Consider the following 25,042-nt stretch of genomic DNA (forward strand, 5'->3'; position numbering starts at 1 on the left):
GCCCGAGCTGCACATTCGCTCGCACCCCAAGGCGAAGTACGAGGCCACCGCCGGCGTGCTCGCCTCGGCCCAGCGCAATGGCCTCAACAAGCTGGGCATCGTGGGCACCGAGCAGTTCGTCAACTGAACACGATTGACAGGTTTTCTCTCCAAGGTCCGTATTTGCCGACTCGCCCGAGTCGGTTTTTTTTGAGGGTTGCCCCATGACGATTCGACACCGACGCTGGCTGCTGCGCCCCCTGGCCCTGGGCGTGGTGCTCGCGTCCTTCTGGTGCGGTGCGCAGGCGCAGCCGGCCCCGCAGGCCGCGCTGCGCGCCGAGCTGGCCAGGCCGCTGGCCGCAGCCCAGGAGGCCCTGAAGAACAACCAGCCCGCCGAGGCGCTGGCGCTGGCGCGCCAGGCGCGCGACGTCGCGGGCCTGACGCCCGCCGAGCGCGTGTGGGTCGAGCGGATGGTCGCGGTCGCGGCCCTCACCGCCAGGCAGGACGACGTGGCCTTGCCGGCGCTGGAATTCCTCGGTTCGAACGCCTCGCTGCCCGCCGCCGAGCGCGCCAGCTTCCTGCAGGCGCAGGTGGACGTGGCCACGCGCCTGAAGGACTACCCGCGCCTGGTGCGTGCTGCCCAGGGCTACCTGGCCGCCGGCGGCACCCACCCCAGCGTGCGCCTGGCCATGCTCCAGGCCCTGTCCCTGCAGGGCCAGCATGCCGCCGCCGCCAAGGCGGTGGAGGACCTGGTCGCCGCGGGCGGTGCGGTGCCCGCGCCCTCGGAGCGCGAGCTGCGCGTGATGGCCGCGAGCTACCGCCAGCTGAAGGACGACGCCGGCTACTACCGCGCCCTCAAGCAGCTGGTGGCCCGCTTCCCGACCCCGGACTACTGGGGCGACCTGCTCTCGCGCGTGCGCAACCTGCCGGACTTCAACCCGCGCCTGGAGCTGGACGTCTACCGCCTGCTCGAGGAGGTGGGCGGCCTCGACGAGGCCGACGACATCGCCTACATGGCCGGCCTGGCCCTGAAGGCCGGCCTGCCCGCGCAGGCCCTGCGCGTGCTCGACGCCGGTTTTGCCAGCAAGGTGCTGGGCACCGGCGCCGAGGCCGCCAGCCACCAGCGCCTGCGTGCCGAAGCCGCGCGCCGCGCCGCCGAGGACGACAAGGGCCTGCCCGCCCTGGAGAAAGCCGAGGCGGACCCGACGGCGCAGGCCGAACTGGCCGAGGTGCTGGCTTCCCGGCAGCAGTGGGCCCGCGCGAACGCGGCCTACGCGCGCGCGCTGGCCGCGGGCGGCAACCGCCGCGAGGCCGAGCTGCGGCTGCACCACGCCATCAGCCTGTTCAAGGCCGGCCAGGTGCCGCAGGCCCGCGCCGCCTTCCAGGCGGTCCAGGGCGATCCCTCGGCCGTCGAACTCGCCAGCCTCTGGCTGCTGCGGGTCCAGGAGCGTTGATGCCAGAATCGGCGAAGCCCATGGCAGATCGCCCCGACCCGATGACAGCCAGTCGACCCTCCCCGCGCGGCAGCCGCCGCGTCCAGATGGCCGACATCGCCCGCCTGGCGGGGGTGTCGACGTCCACCGTCTCGCGCGCCCTCAACGGCAGTCCCCTGATCAACGAGGAGACGCGCCAGCGCGTGGGCGAGCTGGCCAAGGCGCTGAACTACACGGTCAACCTCGGCGCGAAGAACCTGCGCCTGGGCGAGAACCGCACCATCGGCATGGTGATCCCGTTCGACAGCCGCACCCGCCAGCACATCTCCGACCCCTTCTTCCTGGGCATGCTGGGTTCGCTGGCCGACGCGCTCACCGACCGCGGCTACGACATGCTGGTCTCGCGCGTCGATGCCGAGCACCTCGACGGCATGGCCGCCCTCTACGACAGCGGCCGCGCCGCCGGCGTGATGGTGATCGGCCAGTGGGGCCACCACGACCAGCTCAACGCCCTGGCCATGCGCCAGGTGCCGCTGGTGGTCTGGGGCGCGCAGCTGCCCCGGCAGTTCTATTGCTCCGTCGGCGGCGACAACATCTCGGGCGGCCGCCTCGCCACCCAGCACCTGCTCTCGCGGGGCCGCCGGCGCATCGCCTTCATGGGCGACACCCAGCTGCCCGAGGTGGCGCTGCGCCACCAGGGTTACGCCGAGGCGCTGCGCGCCGCCGGCCTGGAGCCCGACCCGGCGCTGCACATTCCCGCGCCCTTCACCGCCGAACAGGCCCGCGCCGAGATGCAGGCCTGGCTCGCGCGCGGCGTGCCGTTCGACGCGGTATTCGCCACCTCCGACCTGATCGCGATGACGGCCATCGGCCTGCTGCGCGGCCAGGGCTTCAGCGTGCCCCAGGGCGTGAGCGTGGTCGGCTACGACGACGTCGAGGCCGCCTCGCACGGCGACCCGCCGCTGACCACCATCAAGCAGCCGATCGACCAGGCCGGCATCGCGATGGTGGAGTGCATGCTCGCCCTGCTGGCGGGCGAGCCGGTGGAGTCGCGCGTGCTGCCCACCTCGCTGGTGCTGCGCGGCTCGACCGCGCCGGTGATCGCTGCCTCCTGACAAATCCCGCGCGCCCGCCGCGGCGCGCCCTGCCTCCAAGGACCCTCGCATGCTCTCCACCCTGGTGCTCGGTGAAGCCCTGATGGACTGCCTCACCCAGCCCGATGGCACCCTGCTGCCCCTGATGGGGGGCAGCCCCTTCAACCTTGCCCGCGCGGTGGCGCGCCAGGGCGCGCCGGCCGGCTACCTCTCGCCCTTCTCCAGCGACAGCTTCGGCCAGCGCCTGCGCGCGCAGGCCGAAGCCGACGGCGTGCAGGTGCTGCGGGCGCCCAGCGCCTGCCCCACGGCGCTGGCCGTGGTGACCCTCGGCGCCGGCGGCCAGCCCGCCTACGGCTTCTACCGCGAGGGCGTGGCCGACCGCGACTGGCAGCCCGGCGCCCTGCTGGCGCAGCTGCGCGCGCTGCCGGTGGGCGTGCTGCACACCGGCTCGCTGATGCTGGTGCCGCCCGAAAGCGACAAGGCGCTGGCCGTGATGCGCGGCGCGCGCGACCTGGGCTGGACGGTGAGCCTGGACGTGAACCTGCGCCCGCGCCTGGCCGGCGATGCCGCCGCCTACCGCGCCGCGGTGATGCAGGCCGTGGCCCTGGCCGACTGGGTCAAGGCCAGCGACGAGGACCTGCATTTCCTGGGCTTCTCCGATGCATCGCCGGCCACGGCCGCCGCCGTGCGCGAGCGCTTCGCCGCGCCCGCCAACCGCCGCGTGGCGCTGACCTTCGGCGGCCAGGGCGCGAGCCTGTGGGTGGAGGGCCGCGAGGCCGCCGCCCCCGCGCCCGCCGTGGCCGTGGTCGACACCGTGGGCGCCGGCGACACCTTCTGGGGCAGCTGCCTGGCCGACTGGGCCGAAGGCGGCGACGCCGCCGCCCGCGTGGACGCCACCCTGCGCCGCGCCATGACCGCCGCCGCCCTCAACTGCACCCGCAAGGGCTGCCAGCCGCCCACGCGGGCCGAACTGCGCGCCGCCCTCGACTGACCCGCCCCGACCCCTTTGCCTCCATGACTGCCATCCCCACCCCCACGCCCATGTCCGCCCACGACATCGTCATCTTCGGCGGCGCCGGCGACCTGTCCTGGCGCAAGCTGCTGCCCGCGCTGTACATGGCCGACCTGCATGGCCGCCTCGACGGCGCCTGCCGCATCCTCGGCGTGGGCCGCCACGCCTGGACCCGCGAGCAGTACCAGGCCTTCGTCGACGAGAAGGCGCGCGCCTGCGTCGAGGCCGGGGCGCTGCAGCCGCAGGCCTGGGCCCAGTTCCTCCAGCGGCTGGACTTCGTCCCGCTGGATGCCAGCCAGCCCGAGGGCTATGCGCGCCTGAAGGCCGCCTGCCGCGAGGGCGCCACCCGCATCTTCTACCTGGCCACCGCGCCCAGCCTGTTCACCGCCATCGCCGGCCACCTGGACGCGGCCGGCCTGGTCGACGCCGCCGCCCGGGTGGTGCTGGAAAAGCCGCTGGGCCACGACCTGCCCTCGGCGCAGGCGATCAACGAGTCGGTGGCGCGCCACTTCGACGAGCGCCAGATCTACCGCATCGACCACTACCTGGGCAAGGAGACGGTGCAGAACCTGATGGTGCTGCGTTTCGGCAACGCGATGTTCGAGCCGCTGTGGCGCGCGCCCTTCATCAGGAGCGTGCAGATCACGGTGGCCGAGACGGTGGGCGTGGGCACGCGCGCCGGCTTCTACGACCACACCGGCGCCATGCGGGACATGGTGCAGAACCACCTGCTGCAGCTGCTTTGCATCGTGGCGATGGAGCAGTCGATCTCGCTGGACCCGGACGACGTGCGCGACGAGAAGCTCAAGGTGCTGCGCTCGCTGCGCCGCATCGGCCCGGCCGACCTGCAGCGCGAGACGGTGCGGGGCCAGTACGTGGCGGGTTCCGTGGCGGGGCAGGACGTGCCCGGCTACCTGCAGGAGGCGGGCGTGCCGGCCGACAGCCAGACCGAGACCTTCGTGGCCCTGCGCGCCTACGTGGACAACCCGCGCTGGGCCGGCGTGCCCTTCTACCTGCGCACCGGCAAGCGCATGGCGCGGCGGCACTCGGAGATCATCATCGAGTTCGCGCCGCCGGCCTTCTCGGTCTTCGCCGACCAGCCGGCCGCGGCTCACCCGAACCGGCTGGTGATCACGCTGCAGCCGGAGGAGTCGATCAAGCTGCAAATGATGGCCAAGGAGCCGGGCTCGGGCATGAAGATGCGCCCGGTGTACCTGAACCTGGACCTGCAGTCGGCCTTCACGCAGCGGCGCGCCGAGGCCTACGAGCGCCTCCTGATCGACGTGATCAAGGGCCGCCTGACCCACTTCATGCGCCGCGACGAACTGGAGGCCGCGTGGCGCTGGGCCGACCCGATCCTCGAGGGCTGGCAGCAGGCCGGCGAGGCGCCCAAGCCCTACGCCGCGGGCAGCTGGGGCCCGGCCGCCGCCTCGGCGCTGGTGGCGCGCGACGGCGGGGAGTGGGCCGAGGCGCATTGATCGAGATGCGTACCGACCATTCAGGGCGCGCGATCAGTCGATGATCCTGCGGCAGGAGAGGCCGGATGCGTGTCATTGAACAGGGCGATGTAGGGCGCGTACCGGAATCGCCGGTTGCGGGCGTAGCCCGTCATCTCCTGCAAGATGCCCTGTTCCACCAGGCGCGCCACCAAGGTGTTGGCCGCAGCGAAGGTGGTCGTCGTCTGCTGCTGCACGTCGGCCACCGACACGATGGGCCGATCGAACAGGGACTCCAGCACCCGGTGGCCATTGCCTGCCACGCGGCCCAGGTGCTCGGTGATCGTCGCGCGGTGCTGTTCACGTAGCTGAAGGATGTGCCGCGCGGTGCCTGCGGCTTCCCCGGCCACCGCGATGACACCGCGCAGGAAGAACGCCAGCCACCCCTCCCAGTCGCCGCGTTCACGCACGGCCTGCAGGTGGTCGTAATAGGCTTGGCGATGCTGCTTGAAATAGTGCGACAGGTACAGCACGGGCTTGTGCAGCACGCCGCACTCGGTCAACAAGAAGGTGATGAGCAGTCGTCCCACACGGCCGTTGCCATCCAGGAAGGGGTGGATCGTCTCGAACTGCACATGGGCCAGCGCGATCTTGATCAGCGGCGGCAGGGTGTCGGTGGTGTGGAGAAACCGCTCGAGGTCGCCCAGGGCTTGCGGCACTTCGTGATGCGGCGGCGGGACAAAGGACGCTGTGGCCAGGGTGCAGCCCGCCGGGCCGATCCAGTTCTGGCTGGTGCGCAGTTCGCCCGGTTGCAGCTGGCCTCCTCGCACGCCTTGCATCAGCTGGGCATGAATCTCGCGAATCAGGCGCACCGACACCGGCAGCTCGGCCAAGCGAGCCAGGCCATGGTTCATCGCCCGGACATAGTTCAGGACCTCGTCCACGTCACGAGGCAACCCGAGATCGAACAACTGTGCTTCGGCAGAAAGCAGGTCCTGCAAGGAGCTCTGCGTGCCCTCAATCTGGCTTGAAAGCACGGCTTCCTTGCGCACGTACATGAAGACGAACTGATCGGGATTCGGAAGCGTCAGGACCGATCCATCGAGGCGACCGAGTGCCCGGTCGGCCGTGGACAACAAGGCCGCGATCTCGCCCCCCAGGTTCAGCGGCGGCTGCGGCGGCAAGGGGGCCGGCATGAACGCACGGTAGCCGGTCGGCTGGCGGATGTAGCGGCCCGCTCGTGCCTGCGGCGTGATGGCCTCTTCTTCGGTCGCCATGTTGGACGGTGCCTTTAACAGGGGGTGAATCAGGCTCCATATGATATGCAGCCTTTAATATGATGGGCGACAAGCCCCCATGTTGTAGGCAGCCTCGAGGTCGCCAGAGTGCATTTCGCGCCCGTCCCGACACGGCCATCTCCCTGCCCGTCGATCCGATGACACACCCTAGCGTGTCAGCGCGTGGCCATCCACGGCTCGCGCCGCAGGTCCTCCAGCCCCTCCACCACCCGCAGCCGCGGGTGCGCCTGCAGCGCCTCCACCATCGGCGAGCGCAGCGCGTACACCCGCATGCCCGCGGCCAGGCCGGCGGCGATGCCGGGCGGGCTGTCCTCCACCACCACGCAGCGCGCGGGCTGCGCCCCCAGCGCCTGCGCCGCGGCCAGGAACAGGCCCGGGTCCGGCTTGAACAGGCCCACCTCGTAGGCGCAGTACACGTGCTCGCCGAAGTAGCCACGCAGGCCGGTCAGCGACAGCGTCAATTCGACCTTGGGTCGCGGCCCGTTGGTGGCCACGCAAAAGGGCGTGTGCTGCGCCTGCAGCGCCTCCAGCAGCGCCTGCGCGCCCGGCATGGCCAGCAGGCCCTCGCGGAAGCGGTCGGCCATGGCGGCGCGCATCACGGCTTCGAAGTCGGCGGGTAGCGGCCGGCCGAGGCGGCGGGCCAGCTCCGCCAGCGCGTCGGGCATGGGCCGGCCGCGCCAGGTCTCCACCCCTTCGCCGGGTTCGAAGCGCACGCCCAGCGCCAAGGCATGCGCATGCAGCACCTCCAGGCCGGGCGTCTCGCTGTCGACCAGGGTGCCGTCGGCATCGAAGATCACGGCGTCGACGGAAGGGAGCGTGGGGGGCAGCGGCAGGGTCATGGGGTCGGGGGCGGGCGAGCCCGGTATTCGACCACGGCGCGCCTCGCCAGCGGATGACTAAGGGTTAACCCTTGTCCTTTTTCTGTTCCTTTCATCGAGAATCCGTTCCATTAATCGGAACAGATCACCCGAAGGAGCAGGAGATGAAATTGACCCACTGGATCCGCGCGCTGATGGGCGTCGCACTGTCGGCCTGCATGGCCGTGGCCCAGGCGCAGGCCTTCCCCACCAAGCCCGTGAAGCTGCTGGTGCCCTACCCGGCGGGCGCGCCGGTCGACAACTTCGCGCGCGGCCTGTCCGAGGAACTGGGCAAGCTCTGGGGCCAGAACCTGGTGATCGACAACCGCGCCGGCGCCAACGAGATCGTGGCCGCCAGCGCGCTGGTGCAGTCGCCCGCCGACGGCTACACCCTGATCCTGGGCAGCGACGCGCTGTTCACGCAGAACGCCTTCCTGTATTCCAAGCTCCCCTACAACGCCGACAAGGACCTGGTGCCGGTCACCCGCGCGGTGGAGTTCAACATGGTCCTGATCGTGCGCGCCGACCTGCCGGTCAAGACGCTGAAGGACTTCGTGGCCCTGATGAAGCGCGAGGGCGAGAAGCACAACTACGGCTCCGCAGGCGCCGGCGGCACCACCCACCTGGCCATGGAAAGCCTGAAGCAGGAAGCCGGCTTCAAGATGAACCACGTGCCGTACAAGGGCATCGCCCCCGCCATGCAGGACCTGCTGGGCGGCAACATCGACGCCCTGATCGCCGGTGCCAGCGCCGCGATGGCCCAGCTGCCCTCGGGCAAGGTGAAGGTGCTGGCCATCGCCGGCAAGCAGCGCGCCAAGGCGCTGCCCGACGTGCCCACCTACGCCGAGCAGGGCTACCCGAACGTGGTCTCCAACCTGTACCTGGCCATCGCCGCCCCCGCCGGCACGCCGGCCGACGTGGTCGACAAGCTGCACCGCGACCTGACCAAGGTGCTGAACGACAGGAAGTTCGCCGAGAAGAACGTGGACCCGTACGGCTATGCCGTGATCGCCGACACGCCCAAGCAGTTCGAGGCCTTCCTGAAGCAGGACAAGGTCGCCGCGGGCAACCGCATCAAGCAGCTGGGTGTGAAGCTTGACTGACTCCCTGAAGTCGCGGATCGCACGGGGTGACCGGCTCGCCGGCACCTTCGTGAAGACCGCCAGCCACCAGAGCATGGAGGTGCTGTGCGGCGCGGGCATGGACTTCGTGGTGATCGACGCCGAACACGCGCCCTTCAGCCCCGACGCGCTGGACCTGTGCCTGCTCGCCGCCCGCGCCCAGGGCGTGCCCGCCCTGGTGCGCGTGCCCGACACCCAGGCCGGCACCTTCCTGCAGTGCCTGGACATGGGCGCCACCGGCCTGCTGGTGCCCCATGCCCGCACCCCCGAGGGCGTGGCCGAGGACCTGAAGAAGGCCCGCTACGTGGGCGGCAGCCGCGGCTTCTCCAACTCGCCGCGCGCCGGCGGCTACGGCCAGGTCGGCATGGCCGACCACATCCGCCGCGCCGACGCCGAGGTGGCCTGCGTCTTCCAGATCGAGGACGCCGAGGCGATCGAACACATCGAGGCGCTGGCGGCCCTGGAAGGCGTGGCCGGCTACCTGATCGGGCGCGCCGACCTGGCGGTCTCGCTGGGGTGCACCGACATCCACGCCGAGCCGGTGGTGCAGGCCGTGGACAAAGTGGCCGAGGCCTGCCGACGCCATGGCAAGCCGCTGGGCATCTTCGTGACCGACGTGGCCGAGACCGCGCGCTGGGTCGACCAGGGCCTGAGCTTTTTCATCGTCGCCTCGGACCAGGCCTTCCTGGCCCGCCAGGCGTCGCAGGTGATGGCGCAGTTCACGCAGCTGCACCGCCAATAAAGGAGTGGATAGCAATGAGCATCACGCAAATGTTTGACTGGAACACCCTGCCGCGCGAGTTCGTGCGCGAGGGCATCGAGCGCTGCGGCTACCGCGGCGAGAACTTCATCATGGTGATGAACTGGATCCAGCCGCGCATCGAGGTGCGCCCGCACAAGCACGACTTCGAGCAGGTCGCCATCTGCGTGCAGGGCGTGATGGACTACCACGTGGGCGACGAGGTGTTCCGCATGACGCCGGGCTGCATGGTCCGCGTGCCGCCGCACACGATGCACTACGTGGAGCCGGTGGGCGACGAGGTGGCCCTGAACCTGGACATCTTCTCCCCCATCCGCGACGACTACAAGCACCTGGTCGAGTACCAGAAGAACGAATTCCGCTGAAACGCCGAGAGAGTGAGCCGCCCCATGAACCGCCCCGAATCCCTCTGGCGCCAGACCGACCCGGGCCTGTCCGCCCGCCTCGTGCAGGGCGCCGTCGACCTGCATTGCCACAGCGGCCCCTCGGTCATGCCGCGCTACTTCGACCACTACGAGGCCATGCAGGAGGCCTCCAAAGCCGGCGTGCGCGCGCTCCTGATCAAGGACCACTACTACTCCGCCACCCCGGTGACGGAGATGTTGAACAAGCAGTTCTCCCACCTGAAGGTCACGCTGCTCTCGGGCGTGCCCCTGAACAACACCACCGGCGGCCTCAACCTGTACGCGGTGGAACACGGCCTCAAGCTCGGCGCCAAGGTGGTGTGGATGCCCACCTTCTCGTCGAAGAACCACCTCGACCACCACAAGAAGGACGAGCAGTTCAAGGACAAGTTTCCGCAGACCAAGAAGGTGATGATCGAGCCCACGCCGCTGGTGGTCACCGACGGCAAGGGCAAGCTGCTGCCCGAGGTGCTGCCGATCCTGGATCTGGTCGCCGAGGCCGACGCGGTGCTGTCGTCGGGCCACCTGCACATCGACGAGATCTGGCCGCTGTTCGAGGAGGCCAAGAAGCGCGGCATCCAGCGCCTCCTGTGCAACCACCCCACCTACGTGATCGACGCCACGCTGGAAGACATCCAGCGCCTGGTCGGCATGGGCGTGTACGTGGAGCACTCCATGTGCATGTTCATCCCGGGCTCGAAGTTCAAGTTCTACGACCCGCAGGACCTGGACGCGATGATCCAGGCCGGCACGGTGGACAAGACCATCCTCGGCTCGGACCTCGGCCAGGTCGGCAACCCCGGCCTGGTGGACGGCTTCAAGAACGTGATCGAGACCTGCCTGGACCTGGGCTACACCGAGGCGGAGGTCCGTAAAATGACCTCGACCAACGCGGCGACTCTGGTGGGACTTTGATGCAGGACAAGGGTGGAGAGGCAGAACAGCAGGATTCGGGAGCGGCCTCCGTGTCGGTGCTCGAATCCGTCGAACTCGTCACCCGCATCCTCGACCTGCTCGCCGCCTCCTCGGTGCCCCTGGGCGTGACCGAGGTGGCCCAGGCGCTGGGCGAGGGCAAGTCCCGCATCCACCGCAACCTGGTCTCCCTCAAGCACTTCGGCTATGTCACGCAGAACCAGGTGAGCGACAAGTACGCCCTGGGCTGGAAGCTGTTCCAGCTGGGTGAGAAGGCCAGCCTGGAATCGAACATCCGCCAGGTCGCGGCGCCCTACCTCAAGTACCTGAGCAGCCGCACCCACCTGGGCGCGATGCTGGCCGTCCCCATCAACGGCACGCCGCTGGTGGTGGACTCGGTGGCCAACGAGGGCTTCGTGAGCATCTCGGTCAAGCCCGGGAACAAGCCGCTGCCGCTCAAGTCGGCGCAGGGGCGGGTGGCGCTGGCCTATGCCTCGCGCGCGCAGTTCGATGAGATCCTGCGCCTGCACCTGCCGGGGCTGGCCGGTGAGAAGGTCGACGCCGCCTGGCACACCCGCCTGGACAAGCGCCTGGCCGCCATCCGCGAAAACCTCTACGAGACCGCGCCCAACGAGACCCTGATCGGCATCAACGTGCTGTCGGCCCCCGTGCTGCGCGGGCCCGACGAACTCGTGGCCATCGTGAGCGTGGTGGGCTCCATCCAGCACCTCGCGGACCCGCCGGGTCCCGCGGTGCGCGACGCCGTGCTCGGCGTGGCCGCGGCGCTCTCGCGCTTCATGGGCAGCACGGTGTACGAGGCGCGGGGCATTCCCGCCCTGGCGATCTCGTCCGAGCCGCCGGCCTGAACGCCGGCGCGTCCCGCTGCGTCAGCCCGCGGCCGGGCCGGTCGCGGCCGCCCGGGCCTGCAAGTGGCTGGCGAGCAGGCGCGCGGCCAGCAGGGTGGATTCGTCCTGCCGCATGGCGATGGTGAACTCGCGGCGGGCCCAGGCGTCCTCCAGCGGCACGACGGCGATGTCCAGGGTGACGGCATTGCGGCGAGCCACCGTATCGGGCAGCACCCCCACCCCCAGCCGGTTGTGGACCATCATGCACAGCGCGTCGAAGCTGGTGACCTGCATGCGCATGCGCAGCGGCCGCTCGATCGCCCCCGCGGCCCGCGACAGCAGGCCGCCGATGGCGCTGCCGGTGTGCATGCCGATGATCTCCTCGGCGGCGATGTCCTCGAAGCGCACCGAGGCCCGGGCCGCCAGCGGGTGGGGGCGCGGCGCGCACACGACCAGCCGGTCGCGGTGGTAGGGCAGGGTGGCCAGCGCGGGGTCGTGCGGGGCGCTGTTGTAGATGCCGAGGTCGGCGGCGTTGTCGGCCACCAGCCGCGTCACCCGCGTGCTGGTGCGCTCCTCCAGCTGCACCTGTACCCCGGGGTACTGGTCGCGGAAGCTGCGGATGTCGGCGGGCAGGAACTGGGTGATGGCGGACATGCTGGCGCACACCCGCACCAGCCCGCGCACGCCGCTGGCGTAGCCCTGCATCTGCACCGGGATCTGGTCCAGCTCGTGCAGCGCGCGCCGCGCCAGCGCCTGCAGGGCGAGGCCGGCGGCGGTGGGCTCCACGCCCTTGTTGGTGCGCACCAGCAGCTGCGTGCCGAGGTGGGCCTCGATCTCCGCCAGGCGCTTGCTGACCGCGGCCGCGGCGATGTGCTCGCTGTCGGCGGCCGCGGCGATGGTGCCCGCCTCGATCACGCGCACGAAAAGCTTCAGGGAAACCGGATCCAGCCGCTGCATGGGCGTCGATTGTGCCGCCCCTGCGACCGCCCTCGCGGTTGGCGATGGCGGCATCGCCAACCACTGCTTTCCCGCGGGTGCGCACCTTCACAGAATCGTGGCATCCAGAAAACAGAGGAGAGACAAGGCATGGACCCAGCCGTCACGTCGTCGGCCCGCATCAAGGTGTTCTGGCAGCCGGGGTGTTCCTCGTGCCTGCGCACCAAGGAATTCCTGGCCAAGCAGGGGATCGAGTTCGAGTCGATCAACGTCCACAACAACCCCGCCGGCATGGCGGAACTGGCGGCGCTGGGCGCGCGCAGCGTGCCGGTCGTGGCGCTGGGCGGCAAGTACACCCTGTGCCAGTCCTTCAACGACGTCATCAAGTTCCTGGACCTCAAGACCAAGCTGATGGACCCGCTGCCGCCGGCGCAGCTGGTCGCCAAGCTGGAGATGGTGCTCAATGCGACCATCCGCTACACCCGCCAGTTCACGCCCGCGCAGTTGCACGTGGTGTTCCGCGACCGCAACCGCACGCCGGCAGGCACCACCTTCCACATCTTCCGCGTCGCCGAGATGGGCCTGCAGGCGGCCCAAGGCATCGAGCTGAAATTCGAGGGCTTCAACGACGTGCCGCCGGACGACTGGACCGCCGAAGACATCGCCGCCTGGGGCGAGCAGGTGCGCGATCGCGTGCTGGCCTGGTGGGCGCAGCAGCAGGCGAAAGACCCGGCGCTGGATTTCACCGTGCCGACCTACTACGGCCAGCGCCCCATGCACGACGTGCTGGAGCGCACCGCCTGGCACGCCGCGCAGCACACGCGGCAGGTGATGTTGATGCTCGAGAGCCATGGCGCGGCCCCCGACGGCCCGGTCACGATGGCCGACCTCGCCGGCCTGCCGGTGCCCGACGAGGTCTGGGACCGCTGACCCGTCCCCGCGGCGCCAACGACAACGACAAAGACAACGGAGACATCGTCATGAGGATTCCCTTCCTGCTCGCGAAACTGGTGGCCGGCCTGGCGCTGGCCGGCGCCGCCGCGGTGGCCCTGGCCCAGGACAACTGGCCGCAGCGGCCGGTGAAGATCATCGTGCCCTTCGCCCCGGGCGGCGGCGGCGATGCGGTGGTCCGCAACATCAGCGAGAAGCTCGGCGAGCGCCTGGGCCAGGCGGTGGTGATCGAGAACCGCCCGGGCGCCTCCGGCTACATCGGCGCGCAGGCCGTGGCCGCCGCCGCGCCCGATGGCTACACCCTGCTCATGGGGTTCGACGGGTCCCTGGTCGTCGCCCCGCACCTGATCAAGGCGCCCTTCGACGCCCAGGTGGACTTCGCGCCGATCACCAAGCTGAACGACGCGACGCTGATCCTCGCGGCCCACCAGTCGGTGCCGGCGAAGAACCTCGCGGAGCTGGTCGAGTACTCGAAGAAGCAGGGCGGCCTGGGCTTCGGCTCCTCCGGCGCGGCCACCACCACTCACCTGGCCGGCGAGCTGCTGGCGATCCGCTCGGGCGCGCAGCTGCGGCATGTGCCGTACAAGGGCGGCGGCCAGGCGGTGACCGACGTGGCGGGCGGCCAGATCCCCCTGATCTACACCGTCGTGCCCACCATCGCGGGCTTCCTCAAGGACGGCCGCCTCAAGGCGATCGGTGTCTCCAGCGCGAAGCGTTCGACGGTGCTGCCCGACGTGCCGACTTTCGCCGAGTCCGGCCTGGCCGGCTTCGAGGTCAGCTCCTGGTACGGCCTGCTGGCCCCGGCGAAGACGCCGCGCCCCATCATCGACCGCATCCAGCGCGAGGTGAACGCGGTGCTGCAGCTGCCCGAGATCCGCGAGAAGTACGTGCGCGGCGGCTTCGAGCCGGTGGGCAACAAGCCCGACGAGTTCGCGGCGCAGATCCGCGCCGACTTCGCCCGCTGGCAGAAGGTGGTGAAGGACGCGAACCTGAAGATGGATTGAAGGCCGCTCCCTCCGGCGCATCGAGCCGCTCCTGTGCCCGAGGGACTGGTGCGAACCCGGTAGTCGGTGCCAGGCCCTGTGGCCGGCCCCTTGTGCCAGTACGTGCTGCCGCGAACCTGCTCCGCCTCCTTCAGCGCCTCCTCGAAGGCTTCGAACGCAGCGACCGCATCGATGTATTGCCGCGTCGCGTCAGCCGAGCGTTCAAGCATGCCGTGTCTTTCGGCATGTTTTCGAGAATTTGAGGTTCATGCCGAAAATCCTTGGAGGACAAGGACTTGCGTTTGGATGGCCGGCCAATTCCGGCGCCATTCACGATGGCTTGCGCCCGCCTGGGAATGGGCTTCGAGGCGAGGGGGGAGAGAGAGGGGGAGAGGGGGGGAGAGGGGGGGAGGGGAAGCAGAGGTCGCCGGAGCCGGCAGCCTGGCGCCCCCGACAGGAATCGAACCTGTATCTAGCGCTTAGGAGGCGCTCGTTCTATCCATTGAACTACGGCGGCGGCTGGAGCCGATTGTAGGGGCCGCCGGGGCGCTCGCCGACGCCTCGCCCGTGAGCAGGGCCCGCTTGTTCTCGCGGCTGCGGAAGGCGTGCTCGCGCATCAGCGACTCGGCCCGCGCGCCCTGGCCGGCCTCGAGCGCGGCGAGGAGGTCCTCGTGGTCCCGCTGCGCGCGCTCGATGAAGCGGAACTCCAGCTGCGGCGCAATGCCGTGCAGGCTCAGGGCCGCCGCCCCCGCCAGCGGCCGCCGCGCCACATGCTCCAGGGCCGACACCAGCGCGCGGTTGTCCGCCGCCTCGACCAGCACGGCGTGGAAGCGGGCATTCATCGCGATCCAGGCCGGGCCATCGAGCGCCAGGCCCCGGGCCCGGGCGGCCTCGAGCAGGGCGCGCCCCTCGGCCACGCATTCGCGCAGCGAGGCCAGCACCGCGCCGCGCTCGGGGCGCTCGGCCACCAGCCGGGCGGCCATGCCTTCGAGTGCGCCGCGCACGTCGATCGCGTCGGCGATGTCGCGCGGGTCGAAGGCCCGCACCCGGAAGCCCCGCGTCGGCAGACGCTCCAGCAGGCCCTCCTTCTCCAGCTCCTCGAAGGCCAGCCGGATCGGCGTGCGCGAGGCGCCGAGCTCGGCGGACAAGGCCAGCTCCAGCAGGCGCTCGCCCGCGGCGTAGTGCCCGGACACGATGCGCCGCCTCAGCTCGCTGGCGACGGAGTGGATTTGCTTGGCCATGGGCGGGGATTCTAGTCGGGGGTCCTTTTATGCATGCAATAATTAGTCTTCGAAGGATTTATGGCGAAATCCATCAAAGATTGCATGCAGAAAGCCAAGGAGAGAGACAAATGACCTTTTCCCGACGGCGCCGTGTCGCGGCGCTCGCCCTGGCCTCGCTGGCCATGACCGGGGCCTGGGCCCAGGCCCCGGCCGCCGACTACCCGAACAAGCCGATCCGGCTGGTCGTTCCCTTCCCGCCCGGGGGGGGCGGCGACACCCTGGCGCGGCTGGTCATGACACGCGTGGCCCGCGAACTGGGCCAGCCCCTGGTGGTCGAGAACGTGGCCGGGGCCGGCGGCAACGTGGGTGCAGTGGCCGCGGCCCGCGCCACGCCCGACGGCTACACGCTGTTCTACGGCACCAACGGCACGCACGCGATCAACCACGCGCTGTACAAGAACCCCGGCTTCGACCCGCGCAAGGACTTCGAGCCGGTGAGCCGCTTCAGCCGCATCGGCGCCATCGTGGCGATCCGCCCGGGGCTGCCGGTGAACTCGATGGGCGAGCTGCTGCAGCTGGCGCGCAAGGAACCGGGCAAGCTGAACTTCGCCTCCGCCGGCAACGGCACCACCTCGCACCTCGCCGGGGAGATGCTGAAGGCGCAGGCCAACATCGACGTGCAGCACGTGCCGTACAAGGGCGGCGCGCCGGCCATGACCGACCTGCTCGGCGGCCGGGTGGACTTCATGATCGACGTGGTCCCCAACACCGGCCCGCAGGTGCGCAGCGGCCGCATCAAGGGCCTGGCGGTGAGCACGGGGCAGCGGCTGGAGAGCTTTCCCGAGCTGCCCACCGTGGCCGAGTCCGGCGTGCCGGGCTTCGACGTGAGCGCCTGGGACGCGCTGTTCGTGCCCGCGCGCACGCCGCGCCCCGTCATCGACAAGCTCAACGCCGCCGTGCGCAAGTCGCTGGCCGACCCCGAGCTGCGGGCCGCGCTCATGAGCCGTGCGAGCGAGCCGGCGCCCACCTCGCCCGAGGAGCTGGCCCGCTTCGTCGCCAGCGAGATGGAGCGCTGGGGCGGCGCCGTCAAGCGCGCCGGCGCGCAACTCGATTGAGGACCGACGCCATGACCGTTTCTTCCCACGACGCCCACGACGCCCGCTACGCCGGCCTGCCGCTGCCCCTGGCCCCGGCCATCACCGAGACCAAGCATTTCTTCGCGGCGATGGACAACTTCACCCGCACCTTCGCCTTCCGCCCGGGCGACCGCGTGCTGGTGCTGGCCGACCCGCTGCTGGACCCGCGCGTGATCGACGCCGTGACCGGCCTGGCCAAGGCGCGCGGCGCCACGGTGCGCGTCTACATGGAGCCGAGCTCGCGGGTGGAGCAGGTGCCCGAGGAGGCCAAGGCCCTGGTGGCCAAGGCCACCTTCGTGGTGTCGACCTGGTTCTGCTCCATCATCGACCCGTTCTTCATCGGCCTGCGCAGGCAGGGCCAGCGCTGGGTCAAGATCACCTACTTCCGCAACCTGGACCTGCTGCACACGCCGCAGGCGCGCTTCCCGATCGACCTGGTGGGCGAGATCACCCGCGCCACCGCGTCGCGCTACCCGAAGGGCGTGCCCTTCGACCTGCACTTCACCGATGCGCGCGGCAGCGACTTCCGCATCCACTTCACGCCCGAGATGCGCGAGAACATGCTCTCGACCAACCGCTGGCGCGGCCGCATGGGCGCCGACGAGGACGGCTGCTACGTGCACTACCTCGCCTCGCACGGCCCCAACCTGTGGGACCACAACGCGGTGAAGAACGACCTGTCCGTGCCCACGAAGATGTCGGGCGTGCTGTACCCGCAGTGGGCGGTGGGCTTCGCCAGGCCCTTCGCCGAGCGCATCGGCGTGCACTTCGAGGGCGAGTACGTCTCGCATGTCACGGGCGAGTCCGAGGAGGCGCGCATCCTGCGCGAGATGCTGGTGGGCGGCCGCATGATCGAGGGCGGCGGCTGCGGCTTCAACCCCAAGGCGCCGCGCCACACCATCTACCCCGCCGGCTCCAACGCGCCGGGCGCGCTGCATTTCGGCATCGACCTGGTCAAGCCGGCCGACTACATCCGCCGCACCATGCCCGACTGGGAGGAGCCGCCGGTCCACGTGGACCTGGTCACGCTGGACGCCACCGTGAAGGCCGGCGACAACCTCCTGATCGACCAGGGCTTCCTGTGCGCGCTGCGTGATCCGCAGGTGGTGGAGATGGCCGCGCGCTACGGCGACCCGGTGGAACTGCTGGAGACGCAGGTGCTGTGACCCGCGGGCGGTGCGGCGGCCGGCCTACTTGGACAGCAGCCGCATCGCCTCCTCCAGCCCCTTGACGGTCAGCGGGAACATCCGCTGGTTCATCAGCTGCTGGATGATGGAAATGCTCTGGCGGTACTGCCACACGCCCTGCGGCTCGGGGTTGATCCAGGCGAACTTGGGGAAGGCCTCGGTCAGGCGCTGGATCCAGGCCGCGCCCGGCTCCTCGTTGTTGTATTCGACGCTGCCGCCCGGCTGCAGGATCTCGTAGGGGCTCATGGTCGCATCGCCCACGAAGACGAGCTTGTAGTCGCGGTTGTACTTGCGGATGATGTCCCGCGTCGGGAACTTCTCCGCGAAGCGGCGCTTGTTGTTCTTCCACATGAAGTCGTAGACGCAGTTGTGGAAGTAGTAGAACTCCAGGTGCTTGAACTCGGCCTTCGCCGCCGAGAACATCTCCTCGACACGGTGGATGTGTTCGTCCATCGTGCCGCCCACGTCCATCAGCAGCAGCACCTTCACGTTGTTGTGCCGCTCCGGCACCAGCTTGATGTCGAGCCAGCCGGCGTTGGCGGCGGTGGAGCGGATCGTGTCGTCCAGGTCCAGTTCCTCGGCCGCGCCCTCGCGGGCGAACTTGCGCAGGCGGCGCAGGGCCACCTTGATGTTGCGCGTGCCCAGCTCCTGGGAGTCGTCGTAGTCCTTGTAGGCGCGCTGGTCCCAGACCTTCACCGCGCTGCGGTTGCGCCCCTTGTCCTGGCCGATGCGGATGCCCTGCGGGTTGTAGCCGAAGGCGCCGAAGGGCGAGGTGCCGCCAGTGCCGATCATGCGGTTGCCGCCCTCGTGCCGGTGCTTCTGCTCCTCGAAACGCTTCTTCAGCGTCTCCATGAGCTCGTCCCACCCCATCTTCTCGATCTTCGCCTTCTCCTCGGGGGAGAGGTCCAGCTCCAGGTTCTTGCGCAGCCACTCCAGCGGCACGTCCTGGGTGAAGTCGGCGATCAGCTCCACGCCCTTGAAGTAGGCGCTGAAGGCGCGGTCGAACTTGTCGTAGTGCTTCTCGTCCTTCACCAGCGTGGTGCGGGCCAGGTGGTAGAAGTCGTCGATGGACCAGCGGTCCTGGCTGGCGGGGCCGACCACGCCGGCCTGCAGCGCCTCCAGCAGGGTGAGGAATTCCTTCACCGAGACCGGGAGCTTCACGCTGCGCAGGGTGTAGAAGAAGTCGATCAGCATGGGGCGGCCTCCCCGTGGCGCGCCAGCAGGTGGTGCAGGTGGGCCTTCACCTCGGGCCACTCGCCGGCGCTGAGGCTGTACATCACGGTGTCGCGCACCGTGCCGTCGCGGCGCGGCGCGTGGTGGCGCAGCACGCCGTCCTTCCTCGCGCCCAGGCGCTCGATGGCGCGCTGGCTGGCGAAGTTGTAGTTGTCGGTGCGCCAGCCCACCAGCTTCGCGCCCAGCGCCTCGAAGGCGTGCGTGAGCAGCAGCAGCTTGGCGGTGGTGTTCACATGGGTGCGCTGCACGCTGCGGGCGTACCAGGTGTAGCCGATCTCCAGCCGCCCGATGGCGGGCACGATGTCGTGGTAGCGGGTGGTGCCGACGATGCGCCCGCCTGCGGCCTCGCGCACCACGAAGGGCAGCATGTGGCCGGCGGCCTGGCCGGCCAGCGCGGTGGCCACGTAGGCCGGGGCCTCGCCGGGCCCGGGCACCGAGGTGACGCGGATCTTCCACAGCTCGCCGTCGCGCGCCGCGGCCTCGAGGTCCGCCGCGTGGGCGGGCTGCAGCGGCTCCAGCCGCAGGCGCGGCGCCTCGAGCACGAGCGGCGCCGGGGCCTTCATGACGGGTCTTTCCTCCCGCGTGCCCGGCGCCAGCGACGCGCCAGGTGCAGGCCGATGCCGCCGCCCAGGCCCACCAGGGCGATGCCGGTCACGGACACCGCGTCATAGCCCTGGGCCAGCGGGTCGACGCCGAGCAGCATCGCGACCCAGTAGCCCGCCAGGGCGCCACCCACGAATCCGACCGCGTCGGACAGGCCTTCGACCAGCAGGGGATGCATGGCGCAGCTCCTTTCAGCGGTTGTTGCGCTGCATGAACACCAGCTTCTCGAACAGGGTCACATCCTGCTCGTTCTTCAGCAGCGCGCCCACCAGCGGCGGCACGGCCACCTTGTCGTCCTGGCTTTGCAGGGCCTCCAGCGGGATGTCCTCGGCGACCAGCAGCTTGAGCCAGTCCAGCAGCTCGGAGGTGCTGGGCTTCTTCTTGAGGCCGGGGAGGTTGCGCACCTCGTAGAAGGTCTTCATCGCGGAGGACAGCAGCTCCTGCTTCAGCCCGGGGAAGTGCACGCCGACGATCTGCCGCATGGTGTCGGCGTCGGGGAACTTGATGTAGTGGAAGAAGCAGCGGCGCAGGAAGGCGTCAGGCAGCTCCTTCTCGTTGTTGGAGGTGATGAACACCAGCGGCCGGTGCTTGGCCTTGACCAGCTCGCGGGTCTCGTAGCACCAGAACTCCATGCGATCGAGCTCGCGCAGCAGGTCGTTGGGGAATTCGATGTCGGCCTTGTCGATCTCGTCGATCAGGAGGGCGACCGGCTGGTCCGAGGTGAAGGCCTGCCAGAGCACGCCCTTGACGATGTAGTTCTGGATGTCCTTGACGCGCGCCTCGCCGAGCTGGGAGTCGCGCAGGCGACTCACCGCGTCGTACTCGTAGAGTCCCTGCTGGGCCTTGGTGGTGGACTTGATGTGCCACTGCAGCAGCGGCATGTCCAGGGCCTGGGCGACCTCCTCGGCCAGCATCGTCTTGCCGGTGCCAGGCTCGCCCTTGACCAGCAGCGGGCGCTTGAGGGTGATCGCGGCGTTGACCGCGAGCATCAGGTCCTGGGTGGCGACGTAGTTCTGGGAGCCTTGGAACTTCATGGCGTAAGTACGGAACGGGCGGCCTGGGCCGCGCCATATAATCGCGGGTTGTTTCGACGATTGTCTTCGCAAAATGACCAAGTTGCTCCGCTCGTTGCTCGCCCTGGCTGTCGCTTCCGTGACCAGCATCGCGTCCGCCCAGGCGCCCGCTTCCGCCCCCGCGGCCGGTGGCGCGAAGACCATCGAATCCAAGGTGGCCATGTGCATCGGCTGCCATGCGATCCCTGGCTACCAGTCCAGCTTCCCTGAAGTGCACCGCGTGCCGATGATCTCGGGCCAGAACGCCAAGTACATCGTCGCCGCGCTCAACGCCTACAAGAACGGCGAGCGCAAGCACCCCACCATGCGCGGCATCGCCGCCGGCCTGTCCGAGCAGGACATGGCCGAGATCGGTGCCTACTACGAGAAGCAGGCCAAGCCCGCGGTGGCCGAGAAGCCCTCCAAGGAGCCGAACGCCCAGGTCGCCGCCCTGCTGCAGAAGGCCGCCTGCGCCTCCTGCCACGGCGCCAACTTCTCCAAGCCGATCGATCCCAGCTACCCGAAGATCGCCGGCCAGCACAGCGACTACCTGTTCGTCGCCCTGAAGTCCTACAAGGGCGAGCCGAACAACGTCGTGGGCCGCACCAACGGCGTCATGGCCGGCATCGCCAAGCAGTTCACCAACGCCGAACTCAAGGCCCTGTCCTCCTACATCGGCTCGCTCGAGGGCGAGATGCAGGTCCAGCCGCAGAGCCGCTTCCGCTGAAGCGCCCCGGCTCCCAGGAAAAAGCCCCGCAGTGCGGGGCTTTTTTGTTTCCGTGGGGCTGGGGGGAGGGGGGAGTCCGATGACACACCCTAGCGCTGGGTCGCTCGCCGCTGCACGCAGTCGATGTAGGCCTGCCCGTCCGGCGGCCGGCCGGCGCGCTGGCTTTCCCAGAGCATCTGGCCCAGGCAGTCCATGGCCTCGTGGTGGGCGTCGTGCAGCGAGTCTCGGCGCGCGGCGAGCAGCTCCACGGCCTGGCGGATGCCGCGGGGCTGGTCGATCGAGCACTGCTCGCTGATCGACAGGTGCATGGACAGGTGCAGGAAGGGATTGGTGCGGCCGTCGCCGCCGTCGTAGGTGCGCTGGACCGCGGCGTCGGCATCGGCGAGGTCGTTGGCGTACTCGGGGTGCTCGGCGAGCCACTGGCTGGCCAGGGTCTCGAGGGCGTCCATGGGCTGGCCGGCCCGGGCCTTGGCGTGCACGCCGCAGAAGAAGCGGCGCACGTCTTCCTGGGAGGGATTGAACATGCGCGGGAGGGTAGCATGCGCCCTGGCCCATGATCACCGACCCCTTCTTCTTCCTCGTCGCGATCCCCGCGACCCTCCTCCTGGGCATCAGCAAGAGCGGCTTCGGCGCCGGCTTCGGCTCGCTGGCCGTGCCGATGATGGCGCTGGCCGTGCCGGTGCCCCAGGCCGCCGCCATCTTCATGCCGCTGCTGCTGGTGATGGACCTCCTCGGCCTGCACGCCTACCGGGGCCACTACGACTGGCGCCTGCTGCGCTTCATGCTGCCCTGGGGGCTGGGAGGCATCACGGTCGGCGCGGTCCTGTTCAAGTACCTGGACTCGCACCTGGTCTCCGGCATCGTGGGCGTGTGCACGCTGGCCTTCCTCGCCCAGCGCCTGCTGTTCCCGCCGCGCGCGGACAGCGTGGCGCCGCCGCGCTGGGCCGGCATCCTCCTCACGGCCACCTCGGGCTTCACCAGCTTCGTGGCCCATGCCGGCGGCCCCCCGATCAACGCCTACGTGATCCCGATGCGCCTGCAGCCGGTGGTGTTCACCGCGACCATGGCCGTCTTCTTCTTCGTGATGAACCTGAGCAAGTGGGTGCCCTATGCTTGGCTCGGGCTGCTGGACACCCGCAACATGCTCACCTCGCTGGCGCTGCTGCCGCTGGCGCCCCTGGGCGTGTGGATCGGCGTGCGCATCGCGCACCGCATCGACCCGGTGCTGTTCTACCGCCTGATCTACCTCGGCATGGCGCTGACCGGCGCCAAGCTGGTGTGGGACGGGTTCCTGGCCTGACCGGCCCGGCCCGGCGCGCGCAGCGCCCGGCCCTCGTCCGCAGGCCTCAGGCCGCGGTGAACGCGCGCAGGGCGTCGGCGAGCCCCGGCGCCAGCGCGATCGCGTTGGTGGCGTGGGCGATGCTGTCGCAGGTGGCCACGCGGGCGATGCCCGACGCCAGCATGCGCGCGTGGGCCGCCTCGTCGAACAGCGCATGCACGCCCACGCACACCGGCGCCGCCAGGCCCGCCTCGCGCAGCGCCTGCGCCGCGGCCATCAGGGTGTGGCCGGTGGAGATGATGTCGTCCACCAGCACCGGCGTGCGGCCGGCGGCGCCGGCGGGCGGCTGCAGCACCACGCTGACGTCACGGTCGCCTCGGCGGGTCTTCGTCATCACCAGGTGCGGGGCGCCGGCCAGGCGCGCGACCTCGGCCACCCACTGCGCGCTTTCCTCGTCGGGGCCGACCAGCAGCGGCCGCGCCACCTGCTCGCGCAGCCAGGCTGCGATCGCGGGGGCAGCCGGCACCACCTGCGAGCGCAGGGTGTAGATCTGGTCCAGGCTGTGCCATCGGTGCAGGTGCGGGTCCACCGTGACGAGGAAGTCCAGCGAGGCCGACAGCATCCGCGCGAAGCTGCGCGAGGTGATGGCGTCGCCCGGATGGAAGCGGTGGTCCTGGCGCATGTAGGCCAGGTAGGGCGCGACCAGGCCCACACGGGTGGCGCCCAGCTCGCGCGCGGCGTCGGCCGCGAACAGCAGGCCCAGGGCCTTGTCGTCGGGATGGTCCAGCGTGCAGGCCAGCACCACCGCGCGGCCCGCCACCGGCGGCTCGAGGCGCACCAGGGTCTCGCCGTCGGGGAAGCGGTGCACATGCAGCGGCGCGTGCTCGCAGGCCAGCGCCTGCGCCAGGCCGGCGGCCAGGGCCTCGTTGCCCGGCAGGCTCAGGATCAGGGGCGGGGGGACGGACTCAGGCATCCTCGGTCACATGCACGGTGGTGGGCTGGGACTCGGCGTAGTCCGCCGCATAGGCCAGGGCGCCGGGCGAGCCGGCGTGCAGCGTGAACAGCGGCTCGCCGCGCTCGACGAAGTCGCCCACGTGGACCAGCAGGTCGATGCCGGCGCAGGGCACCTTGGGCGCGCCGGCCAGCTTGGCGATGCGGGCCAGGCGGCGGTTGTCGATGCCCACCACGCGCCCGCTGCGCAGGGCCACGATGTCCTTGCGCAGCGGCGCCAGCACGGGCTCGCGCAGGCCGCCCTGGGCCTCGCAGATCTCCTGGAACTTGCTCCAGGCGCGGCCGTCGGCCAGCACCTGCCGCGCCAGCGCGGGGCCGTGGCCCGGCGCGGCGGCGCCGCCGAACTCCAGCACCTGGCCGGCCAGGAACAGCGCGCGGTGCGCCAGGTCCGACGGCGCCTCGGGCTGCCGCTGCAGCACGGCCAGCACGTCGCGCGCCTCCAGCGCCGGGCCGATGCCGCGGCCCACCGGGGCGAGGCCGTCGGTCTCGACCACGCGCACATGCAGGCCGACCTCCTCGCCGACCTGCCGCAGCTGGTCGCCCAGGATGCGCGCCGCCTCGGCGCTGCGCACCTTGGCGGTCGGGCCCACCGGAATGTCGATCAGCACGTGGGTGGAGCCGGCCGCGGCCTTCTTGGACAGCACCGAGGCCACCAGCTGGCCCTGGCTGTCCAGGTCCAGCGGTCGCTCGACGCGAATCAGCACGTCGTCCGCGGGCGACAGCCGCACCGACCCGCCCCAGACCACGCAGCCGCCGGTGCGCTCGACGACGCGGCGCATGGCCGGCACGTCCAGGTCCACCGGCGCGAGCATCTCCATGGTGTCGGCGGTGCCGGCGGGCGAGGTGATCGCGCGTGACGACGTCTTGGGCATGCGCAGGCCGCAGGCGGTGACGATGGGCACGATGAGCATGGTGGTCCGGTTGCCCGGCAGGCCGCCCACGCAGTGCTTGTCCATCACCAGGCCCTCGCCCCAGTCGAGCCGGTCGCCCACGTTGATCATGGCGCGGGTGAGGGCCACCGTCTCGCCCATGTCCAGGCGCTCGCCGGCGCAGGCGGTGACGAAGGCGGCCAGCTGCAGGTCGGAGTAGCGGCCGGCGGCGACGTCGCGGATCACGGACTCGATCGCCGAGTCGGTCAGGCGCCGGCCGTAGACCTTGGCGCGCACATGGCCCAGCGACTCCAGCGGCGGCGGGTGGCGCACCGCGACCTCGTCGCCCTCGCGCGCCCCGAGCAGCCGCCAGGCCGCCTCGGACAGGCCGGCCTCGCCGGGCGAGACCAGGTCGCTCTCGACCACGTTGAGGGTCGCCACGATGGCGTGGCCGTTCAGGCGCAGCTCCACGCGGGACTGCGCCTCGAAGCCCTCCGACAGGCAGACGGGGCAGTCGCGGTGCGTGTACAGCACCGGCTCCTGGTAGGTGTCGATGCCCATGCGGCGCAGGCGCAGCCGGTGGGGGGCGGGTGAGGTCTCGGTCATGCGGGATGGAGCGCGTTCGATGCCTGACTGTAGGCCAGATCGGGGAGGCGGACGCTTGACGCACCGCAACGGGCCCCGGGCGCGGCCCGCTAGAC

General features: G+C 70.4%; 26 protein-coding genes and 1 tRNA gene. 15 read left to right on the plus strand and 12 right to left on the minus strand.

Annotated features, from left to right (window positions below):
- Window positions 1-203 precede the first annotated feature (203 nt).
- The 4 genes from ACT80S_RS15830 to zwf are packed head-to-tail and all read left to right on the plus strand — an operon-like array spanning window position 204 to window position 4,996.
- The gene (locus tag ACT80S_RS15830) at window positions 204-1,433 is read left to right on the plus strand and encodes a hypothetical protein (RefSeq protein ID WP_377417567.1); all 1,230 of its coding nucleotides are present in this window, start codon (window positions 204-206) and stop codon (window positions 1,431-1,433) included.
- A gap of 41 nt (window positions 1,434-1,474) precedes the next feature.
- The gene (locus ACT80S_RS15835; RefSeq protein WP_377417569.1) at window positions 1,475-2,527 is read left to right on the plus strand and encodes a LacI family DNA-binding transcriptional regulator; all 1,053 of its coding nucleotides are present in this window, start codon (window positions 1,475-1,477) and stop codon (window positions 2,525-2,527) included.
- 49 nt (window positions 2,528-2,576) lie between these two features.
- Entirely contained in the window at window positions 2,577-3,497 is a 921-nt protein-coding gene (locus ACT80S_RS15840) for a PfkB family carbohydrate kinase (protein ID WP_377417571.1), read from the plus strand.
- 23 nt (window positions 3,498-3,520) lie between these two features.
- Window positions 3,521-4,996 carry a glucose-6-phosphate dehydrogenase gene (gene zwf, locus ACT80S_RS15845; RefSeq protein WP_377417573.1) on the plus strand — a complete coding sequence of 492 codons (1,476 nt, stop codon included), beginning with the start codon at window positions 3,521-3,523 and terminating at the stop codon, window positions 4,994-4,996.
- 20 nt (window positions 4,997-5,016) lie between these two features.
- Here the strand turns inward: zwf and ACT80S_RS15850 are convergent, their stop codons facing one another.
- Together ACT80S_RS15850 and ACT80S_RS15855 are read right to left on the minus strand one after the other, a co-directional pair.
- Complete coding sequence (locus ACT80S_RS15850) at window positions 5,017-6,231, minus strand: Fic family protein (protein ID WP_377417575.1); 1,215 nt, start codon at window positions 6,229-6,231, stop codon at window positions 5,017-5,019.
- Window positions 6,232-6,407: 176 nt separating this feature from the next.
- Window positions 6,408-7,091, minus strand: a complete 684-nt coding sequence (locus ACT80S_RS15855) for an HAD family hydrolase (RefSeq protein WP_377417577.1) — start codon at window positions 7,089-7,091, stop codon at window positions 6,408-6,410.
- A 143-nt stretch (window positions 7,092-7,234) separates the two neighbouring features.
- Here ACT80S_RS15855 and ACT80S_RS15860 point away from each other — a divergent pair, with 143 nt between their 5' ends.
- The 5 genes from ACT80S_RS15860 to ACT80S_RS15880 are packed head-to-tail and all read left to right on the plus strand — an operon-like array spanning window position 7,235 to window position 11,172.
- Entirely contained in the window at window positions 7,235-8,212 is a 978-nt protein-coding gene (locus ACT80S_RS15860; RefSeq protein WP_377417579.1) for a Bug family tripartite tricarboxylate transporter substrate binding protein, read from the plus strand.
- Window positions 8,205-8,972: an HpcH/HpaI aldolase family protein gene (locus ACT80S_RS15865; protein ID WP_377417581.1), complete on the plus strand. Its 768-nt coding sequence runs from the start codon at window positions 8,205-8,207 to the stop codon at window positions 8,970-8,972. Before ACT80S_RS15860 ends, ACT80S_RS15865 begins: the two co-directional genes overlap by 8 nt.
- A gap of 14 nt (window positions 8,973-8,986) precedes the next feature.
- Window positions 8,987-9,355, plus strand: coding sequence for a cupin domain-containing protein (locus tag ACT80S_RS15870; RefSeq protein ID WP_377417583.1), 369 nt, complete (start codon window positions 8,987-8,989; stop codon window positions 9,353-9,355).
- A gap of 24 nt (window positions 9,356-9,379) precedes the next feature.
- Window positions 9,380-10,309 carry a DUF6282 family protein gene (locus ACT80S_RS15875; RefSeq protein ID WP_377417585.1) on the plus strand — a complete coding sequence of 310 codons (930 nt, stop codon included), beginning with the start codon at window positions 9,380-9,382 and terminating at the stop codon, window positions 10,307-10,309.
- 50 nt (window positions 10,310-10,359) lie between these two features.
- Entirely contained in the window at window positions 10,360-11,172 is an 813-nt protein-coding gene (locus ACT80S_RS15880) for an IclR family transcriptional regulator (RefSeq protein WP_377417587.1), read from the plus strand.
- Window positions 11,173-11,193: 21 nt separating this feature from the next.
- Here the strand turns inward: ACT80S_RS15880 and ACT80S_RS15885 are convergent, their stop codons facing one another.
- Complete coding sequence (locus ACT80S_RS15885) at window positions 11,194-12,108, minus strand: LysR family transcriptional regulator (RefSeq protein ID WP_377417589.1); 915 nt, start codon at window positions 12,106-12,108, stop codon at window positions 11,194-11,196.
- 129 nt (window positions 12,109-12,237) lie between these two features.
- Here ACT80S_RS15885 and ACT80S_RS15890 point away from each other — a divergent pair, with 129 nt between their 5' ends.
- On the plus strand, window positions 12,238-13,017 hold the full coding sequence (locus tag ACT80S_RS15890; RefSeq protein WP_377417591.1) for a glutaredoxin domain-containing protein: 780 nt from the start codon (window positions 12,238-12,240) through the stop codon (window positions 13,015-13,017).
- Between the two features lie 50 nt (window positions 13,018-13,067).
- The gene (locus tag ACT80S_RS15895; RefSeq protein WP_377417593.1) at window positions 13,068-14,042 is read left to right on the plus strand and encodes a Bug family tripartite tricarboxylate transporter substrate binding protein; all 975 of its coding nucleotides are present in this window, start codon (window positions 13,068-13,070) and stop codon (window positions 14,040-14,042) included.
- A 421-nt stretch (window positions 14,043-14,463) separates the two neighbouring features.
- Here the strand turns inward: ACT80S_RS15895 and ACT80S_RS15900 are convergent.
- Together ACT80S_RS15900 and ACT80S_RS15905 are read right to left on the minus strand one after the other, a co-directional pair.
- A tRNA-Arg gene (locus tag ACT80S_RS15900) sits at window positions 14,464-14,538 on the minus strand.
- A complete protein-coding gene (locus ACT80S_RS15905) occupies window positions 14,501-15,262 on the minus strand; it encodes a GntR family transcriptional regulator (protein ID WP_377417852.1) in 762 nt (253 codons plus the stop codon). Before ACT80S_RS15905 ends, ACT80S_RS15900 begins: the two co-directional genes overlap by 38 nt.
- 110 nt (window positions 15,263-15,372) lie before the next feature.
- Here ACT80S_RS15905 and ACT80S_RS15910 point away from each other — a divergent pair, with 110 nt between their 5' ends.
- Both ACT80S_RS15910 and ACT80S_RS15915 read left to right on the plus strand, forming a co-directional pair.
- Window positions 15,373-16,359 carry a Bug family tripartite tricarboxylate transporter substrate binding protein gene (locus tag ACT80S_RS15910; protein ID WP_377417595.1) on the plus strand — a complete coding sequence of 329 codons (987 nt, stop codon included), beginning with the start codon at window positions 15,373-15,375 and terminating at the stop codon, window positions 16,357-16,359.
- 11 nt (window positions 16,360-16,370) lie between these two features.
- Entirely contained in the window at window positions 16,371-17,546 is a 1,176-nt protein-coding gene (locus ACT80S_RS15915) for a hypothetical protein (protein WP_377417597.1), read from the plus strand.
- A 24-nt stretch (window positions 17,547-17,570) separates the two neighbouring features.
- Here ACT80S_RS15915 and ACT80S_RS15920 read toward each other — a convergent pair whose 3' ends face one another.
- Genes ACT80S_RS15920 through ACT80S_RS15935 form a run of 4 tightly spaced genes read right to left on the minus strand, consistent with a single transcriptional unit; the run spans window position 17,571 to window position 20,437 of the window.
- Window positions 17,571-18,761 carry a vWA domain-containing protein gene (locus ACT80S_RS15920; RefSeq protein WP_377417599.1) on the minus strand — a complete coding sequence of 397 codons (1,191 nt, stop codon included), beginning with the start codon at window positions 18,759-18,761 and terminating at the stop codon, window positions 17,571-17,573.
- Window positions 18,755-19,363, minus strand: a complete 609-nt coding sequence (locus tag ACT80S_RS15925; RefSeq protein WP_377417601.1) for a GNAT family N-acetyltransferase — start codon at window positions 19,361-19,363, stop codon at window positions 18,755-18,757. The genes ACT80S_RS15920 and ACT80S_RS15925 overlap by 7 nt, the downstream gene beginning before the upstream one ends.
- Complete coding sequence (locus tag ACT80S_RS15930; RefSeq protein WP_377417603.1) at window positions 19,360-19,581, minus strand: hypothetical protein; 222 nt, start codon at window positions 19,579-19,581, stop codon at window positions 19,360-19,362. The genes ACT80S_RS15925 and ACT80S_RS15930 overlap by 4 nt, the downstream gene beginning before the upstream one ends.
- A gap of 13 nt (window positions 19,582-19,594) precedes the next feature.
- Window positions 19,595-20,437 (minus strand): AAA family ATPase, encoded by an 843-nt coding sequence (locus ACT80S_RS15935; protein WP_377417605.1) that lies wholly within the window; start codon window positions 20,435-20,437, stop codon window positions 19,595-19,597.
- Window positions 20,438-20,510: 73 nt separating this feature from the next.
- Here ACT80S_RS15935 and ACT80S_RS15940 point away from each other — a divergent pair, with 73 nt between their 5' ends.
- Window positions 20,511-21,182 (plus strand): c-type cytochrome, encoded by a 672-nt coding sequence (locus ACT80S_RS15940; protein WP_377417607.1) that lies wholly within the window; start codon window positions 20,511-20,513, stop codon window positions 21,180-21,182.
- Window positions 21,183-21,271: 89 nt separating this feature from the next.
- Here ACT80S_RS15940 and ACT80S_RS15945 read toward each other — a convergent pair whose 3' ends face one another.
- A complete protein-coding gene (locus ACT80S_RS15945) occupies window positions 21,272-21,706 on the minus strand; it encodes a DUF1841 family protein (RefSeq protein WP_377417609.1) in 435 nt (144 codons plus the stop codon).
- 29 nt (window positions 21,707-21,735) lie between these two features.
- Here ACT80S_RS15945 and ACT80S_RS15950 point away from each other — a divergent pair, with 29 nt between their 5' ends.
- Window positions 21,736-22,482: a sulfite exporter TauE/SafE family protein gene (locus tag ACT80S_RS15950; protein WP_377417611.1), complete on the plus strand. Its 747-nt coding sequence runs from the start codon at window positions 21,736-21,738 to the stop codon at window positions 22,480-22,482.
- 46 nt (window positions 22,483-22,528) lie between these two features.
- Here the strand turns inward: ACT80S_RS15950 and ACT80S_RS15955 are convergent, their stop codons facing one another.
- The gene (locus tag ACT80S_RS15955; protein ID WP_377417613.1) at window positions 22,529-23,434 is read right to left on the minus strand and encodes a ribose-phosphate pyrophosphokinase; all 906 of its coding nucleotides are present in this window, start codon (window positions 23,432-23,434) and stop codon (window positions 22,529-22,531) included.
- Window positions 23,427-24,947 carry a thymidine phosphorylase family protein gene (locus ACT80S_RS15960; RefSeq protein ID WP_377417615.1) on the minus strand — a complete coding sequence of 507 codons (1,521 nt, stop codon included), beginning with the start codon at window positions 24,945-24,947 and terminating at the stop codon, window positions 23,427-23,429. The genes ACT80S_RS15955 and ACT80S_RS15960 overlap by 8 nt, the downstream gene beginning before the upstream one ends.
- Between the last annotated feature and the right edge of the window lie 95 nt (window positions 24,948-25,042).

Source organism: Ramlibacter sp. MAHUQ-53, assembly GCF_052600055.1.

Excerpts from the sequence above, each read along its gene's own strand:
- ACT80S_RS15855 (WP_377417577.1), bottom strand. The coding sequence starts at position 7,091 with ATGACCCTGCCGCTGCCCCCCACGCTCCCTTCCGTCGACGCCGTGATC.
- ACT80S_RS15915 (WP_377417597.1), top strand. The coding sequence starts at position 16,371 with ATGACCGTTTCTTCCCACGACGCCCACGACGCCCGCTACGCCGGCCTG.
- ACT80S_RS15920 (WP_377417599.1), bottom strand. The coding sequence starts at position 18,761 with ATGCTGATCGACTTCTTCTACACCCTGCGCAGCGTGAAGCTCCCGGTC.
- ACT80S_RS15925 (WP_377417601.1), bottom strand. The coding sequence starts at position 19,363 with ATGAAGGCCCCGGCGCCGCTCGTGCTCGAGGCGCCGCGCCTGCGGCTG.
- ACT80S_RS15870 (WP_377417583.1), top strand. The coding sequence starts at position 8,987 with ATGAGCATCACGCAAATGTTTGACTGGAACACCCTGCCGCGCGAGTTC.
- ACT80S_RS15885 (WP_377417589.1), bottom strand. The coding sequence starts at position 12,108 with ATGCAGCGGCTGGATCCGGTTTCCCTGAAGCTTTTCGTGCGCGTGATC.
- ACT80S_RS15935 (WP_377417605.1), bottom strand. The coding sequence starts at position 20,437 with ATGAAGTTCCAAGGCTCCCAGAACTACGTCGCCACCCAGGACCTGATG.
- ACT80S_RS15940 (WP_377417607.1), top strand. The coding sequence starts at position 20,511 with ATGACCAAGTTGCTCCGCTCGTTGCTCGCCCTGGCTGTCGCTTCCGTG.
- ACT80S_RS15850 (WP_377417575.1), bottom strand. The coding sequence starts at position 6,231 with ATGGCGACCGAAGAAGAGGCCATCACGCCGCAGGCACGAGCGGGCCGC.
- ACT80S_RS15930 (WP_377417603.1), bottom strand. The coding sequence starts at position 19,581 with ATGCATCCCCTGCTGGTCGAAGGCCTGTCCGACGCGGTCGGATTCGTG.
- ACT80S_RS15835 (WP_377417569.1), top strand. The coding sequence starts at position 1,475 with ATGACAGCCAGTCGACCCTCCCCGCGCGGCAGCCGCCGCGTCCAGATG.
- ACT80S_RS15830 (WP_377417567.1), top strand. The coding sequence starts at position 204 with ATGACGATTCGACACCGACGCTGGCTGCTGCGCCCCCTGGCCCTGGGC.
- ACT80S_RS15875 (WP_377417585.1), top strand. The coding sequence starts at position 9,380 with ATGAACCGCCCCGAATCCCTCTGGCGCCAGACCGACCCGGGCCTGTCC.
- ACT80S_RS15955 (WP_377417613.1), bottom strand. The coding sequence starts at position 23,434 with ATGCCTGAGTCCGTCCCCCCGCCCCTGATCCTGAGCCTGCCGGGCAAC.
- ACT80S_RS15960 (WP_377417615.1), bottom strand. The coding sequence starts at position 24,947 with ATGACCGAGACCTCACCCGCCCCCCACCGGCTGCGCCTGCGCCGCATG.
- ACT80S_RS15840 (WP_377417571.1), top strand. The coding sequence starts at position 2,577 with ATGCTCTCCACCCTGGTGCTCGGTGAAGCCCTGATGGACTGCCTCACC.
- ACT80S_RS15905 (WP_377417852.1), bottom strand. The coding sequence starts at position 15,262 with ATGGCCAAGCAAATCCACTCCGTCGCCAGCGAGCTGAGGCGGCGCATC.
- ACT80S_RS15890 (WP_377417591.1), top strand. The coding sequence starts at position 12,238 with ATGGACCCAGCCGTCACGTCGTCGGCCCGCATCAAGGTGTTCTGGCAG.
- ACT80S_RS15950 (WP_377417611.1), top strand. The coding sequence starts at position 21,736 with ATGATCACCGACCCCTTCTTCTTCCTCGTCGCGATCCCCGCGACCCTC.
- ACT80S_RS15945 (WP_377417609.1), bottom strand. The coding sequence starts at position 21,706 with ATGTTCAATCCCTCCCAGGAAGACGTGCGCCGCTTCTTCTGCGGCGTG.
- ACT80S_RS15895 (WP_377417593.1), top strand. The coding sequence starts at position 13,068 with ATGAGGATTCCCTTCCTGCTCGCGAAACTGGTGGCCGGCCTGGCGCTG.
- ACT80S_RS15910 (WP_377417595.1), top strand. The coding sequence starts at position 15,373 with ATGACCTTTTCCCGACGGCGCCGTGTCGCGGCGCTCGCCCTGGCCTCG.
- ACT80S_RS15860 (WP_377417579.1), top strand. The coding sequence starts at position 7,235 with ATGAAATTGACCCACTGGATCCGCGCGCTGATGGGCGTCGCACTGTCG.
- zwf (WP_377417573.1), top strand. The coding sequence starts at position 3,521 with ATGACTGCCATCCCCACCCCCACGCCCATGTCCGCCCACGACATCGTC.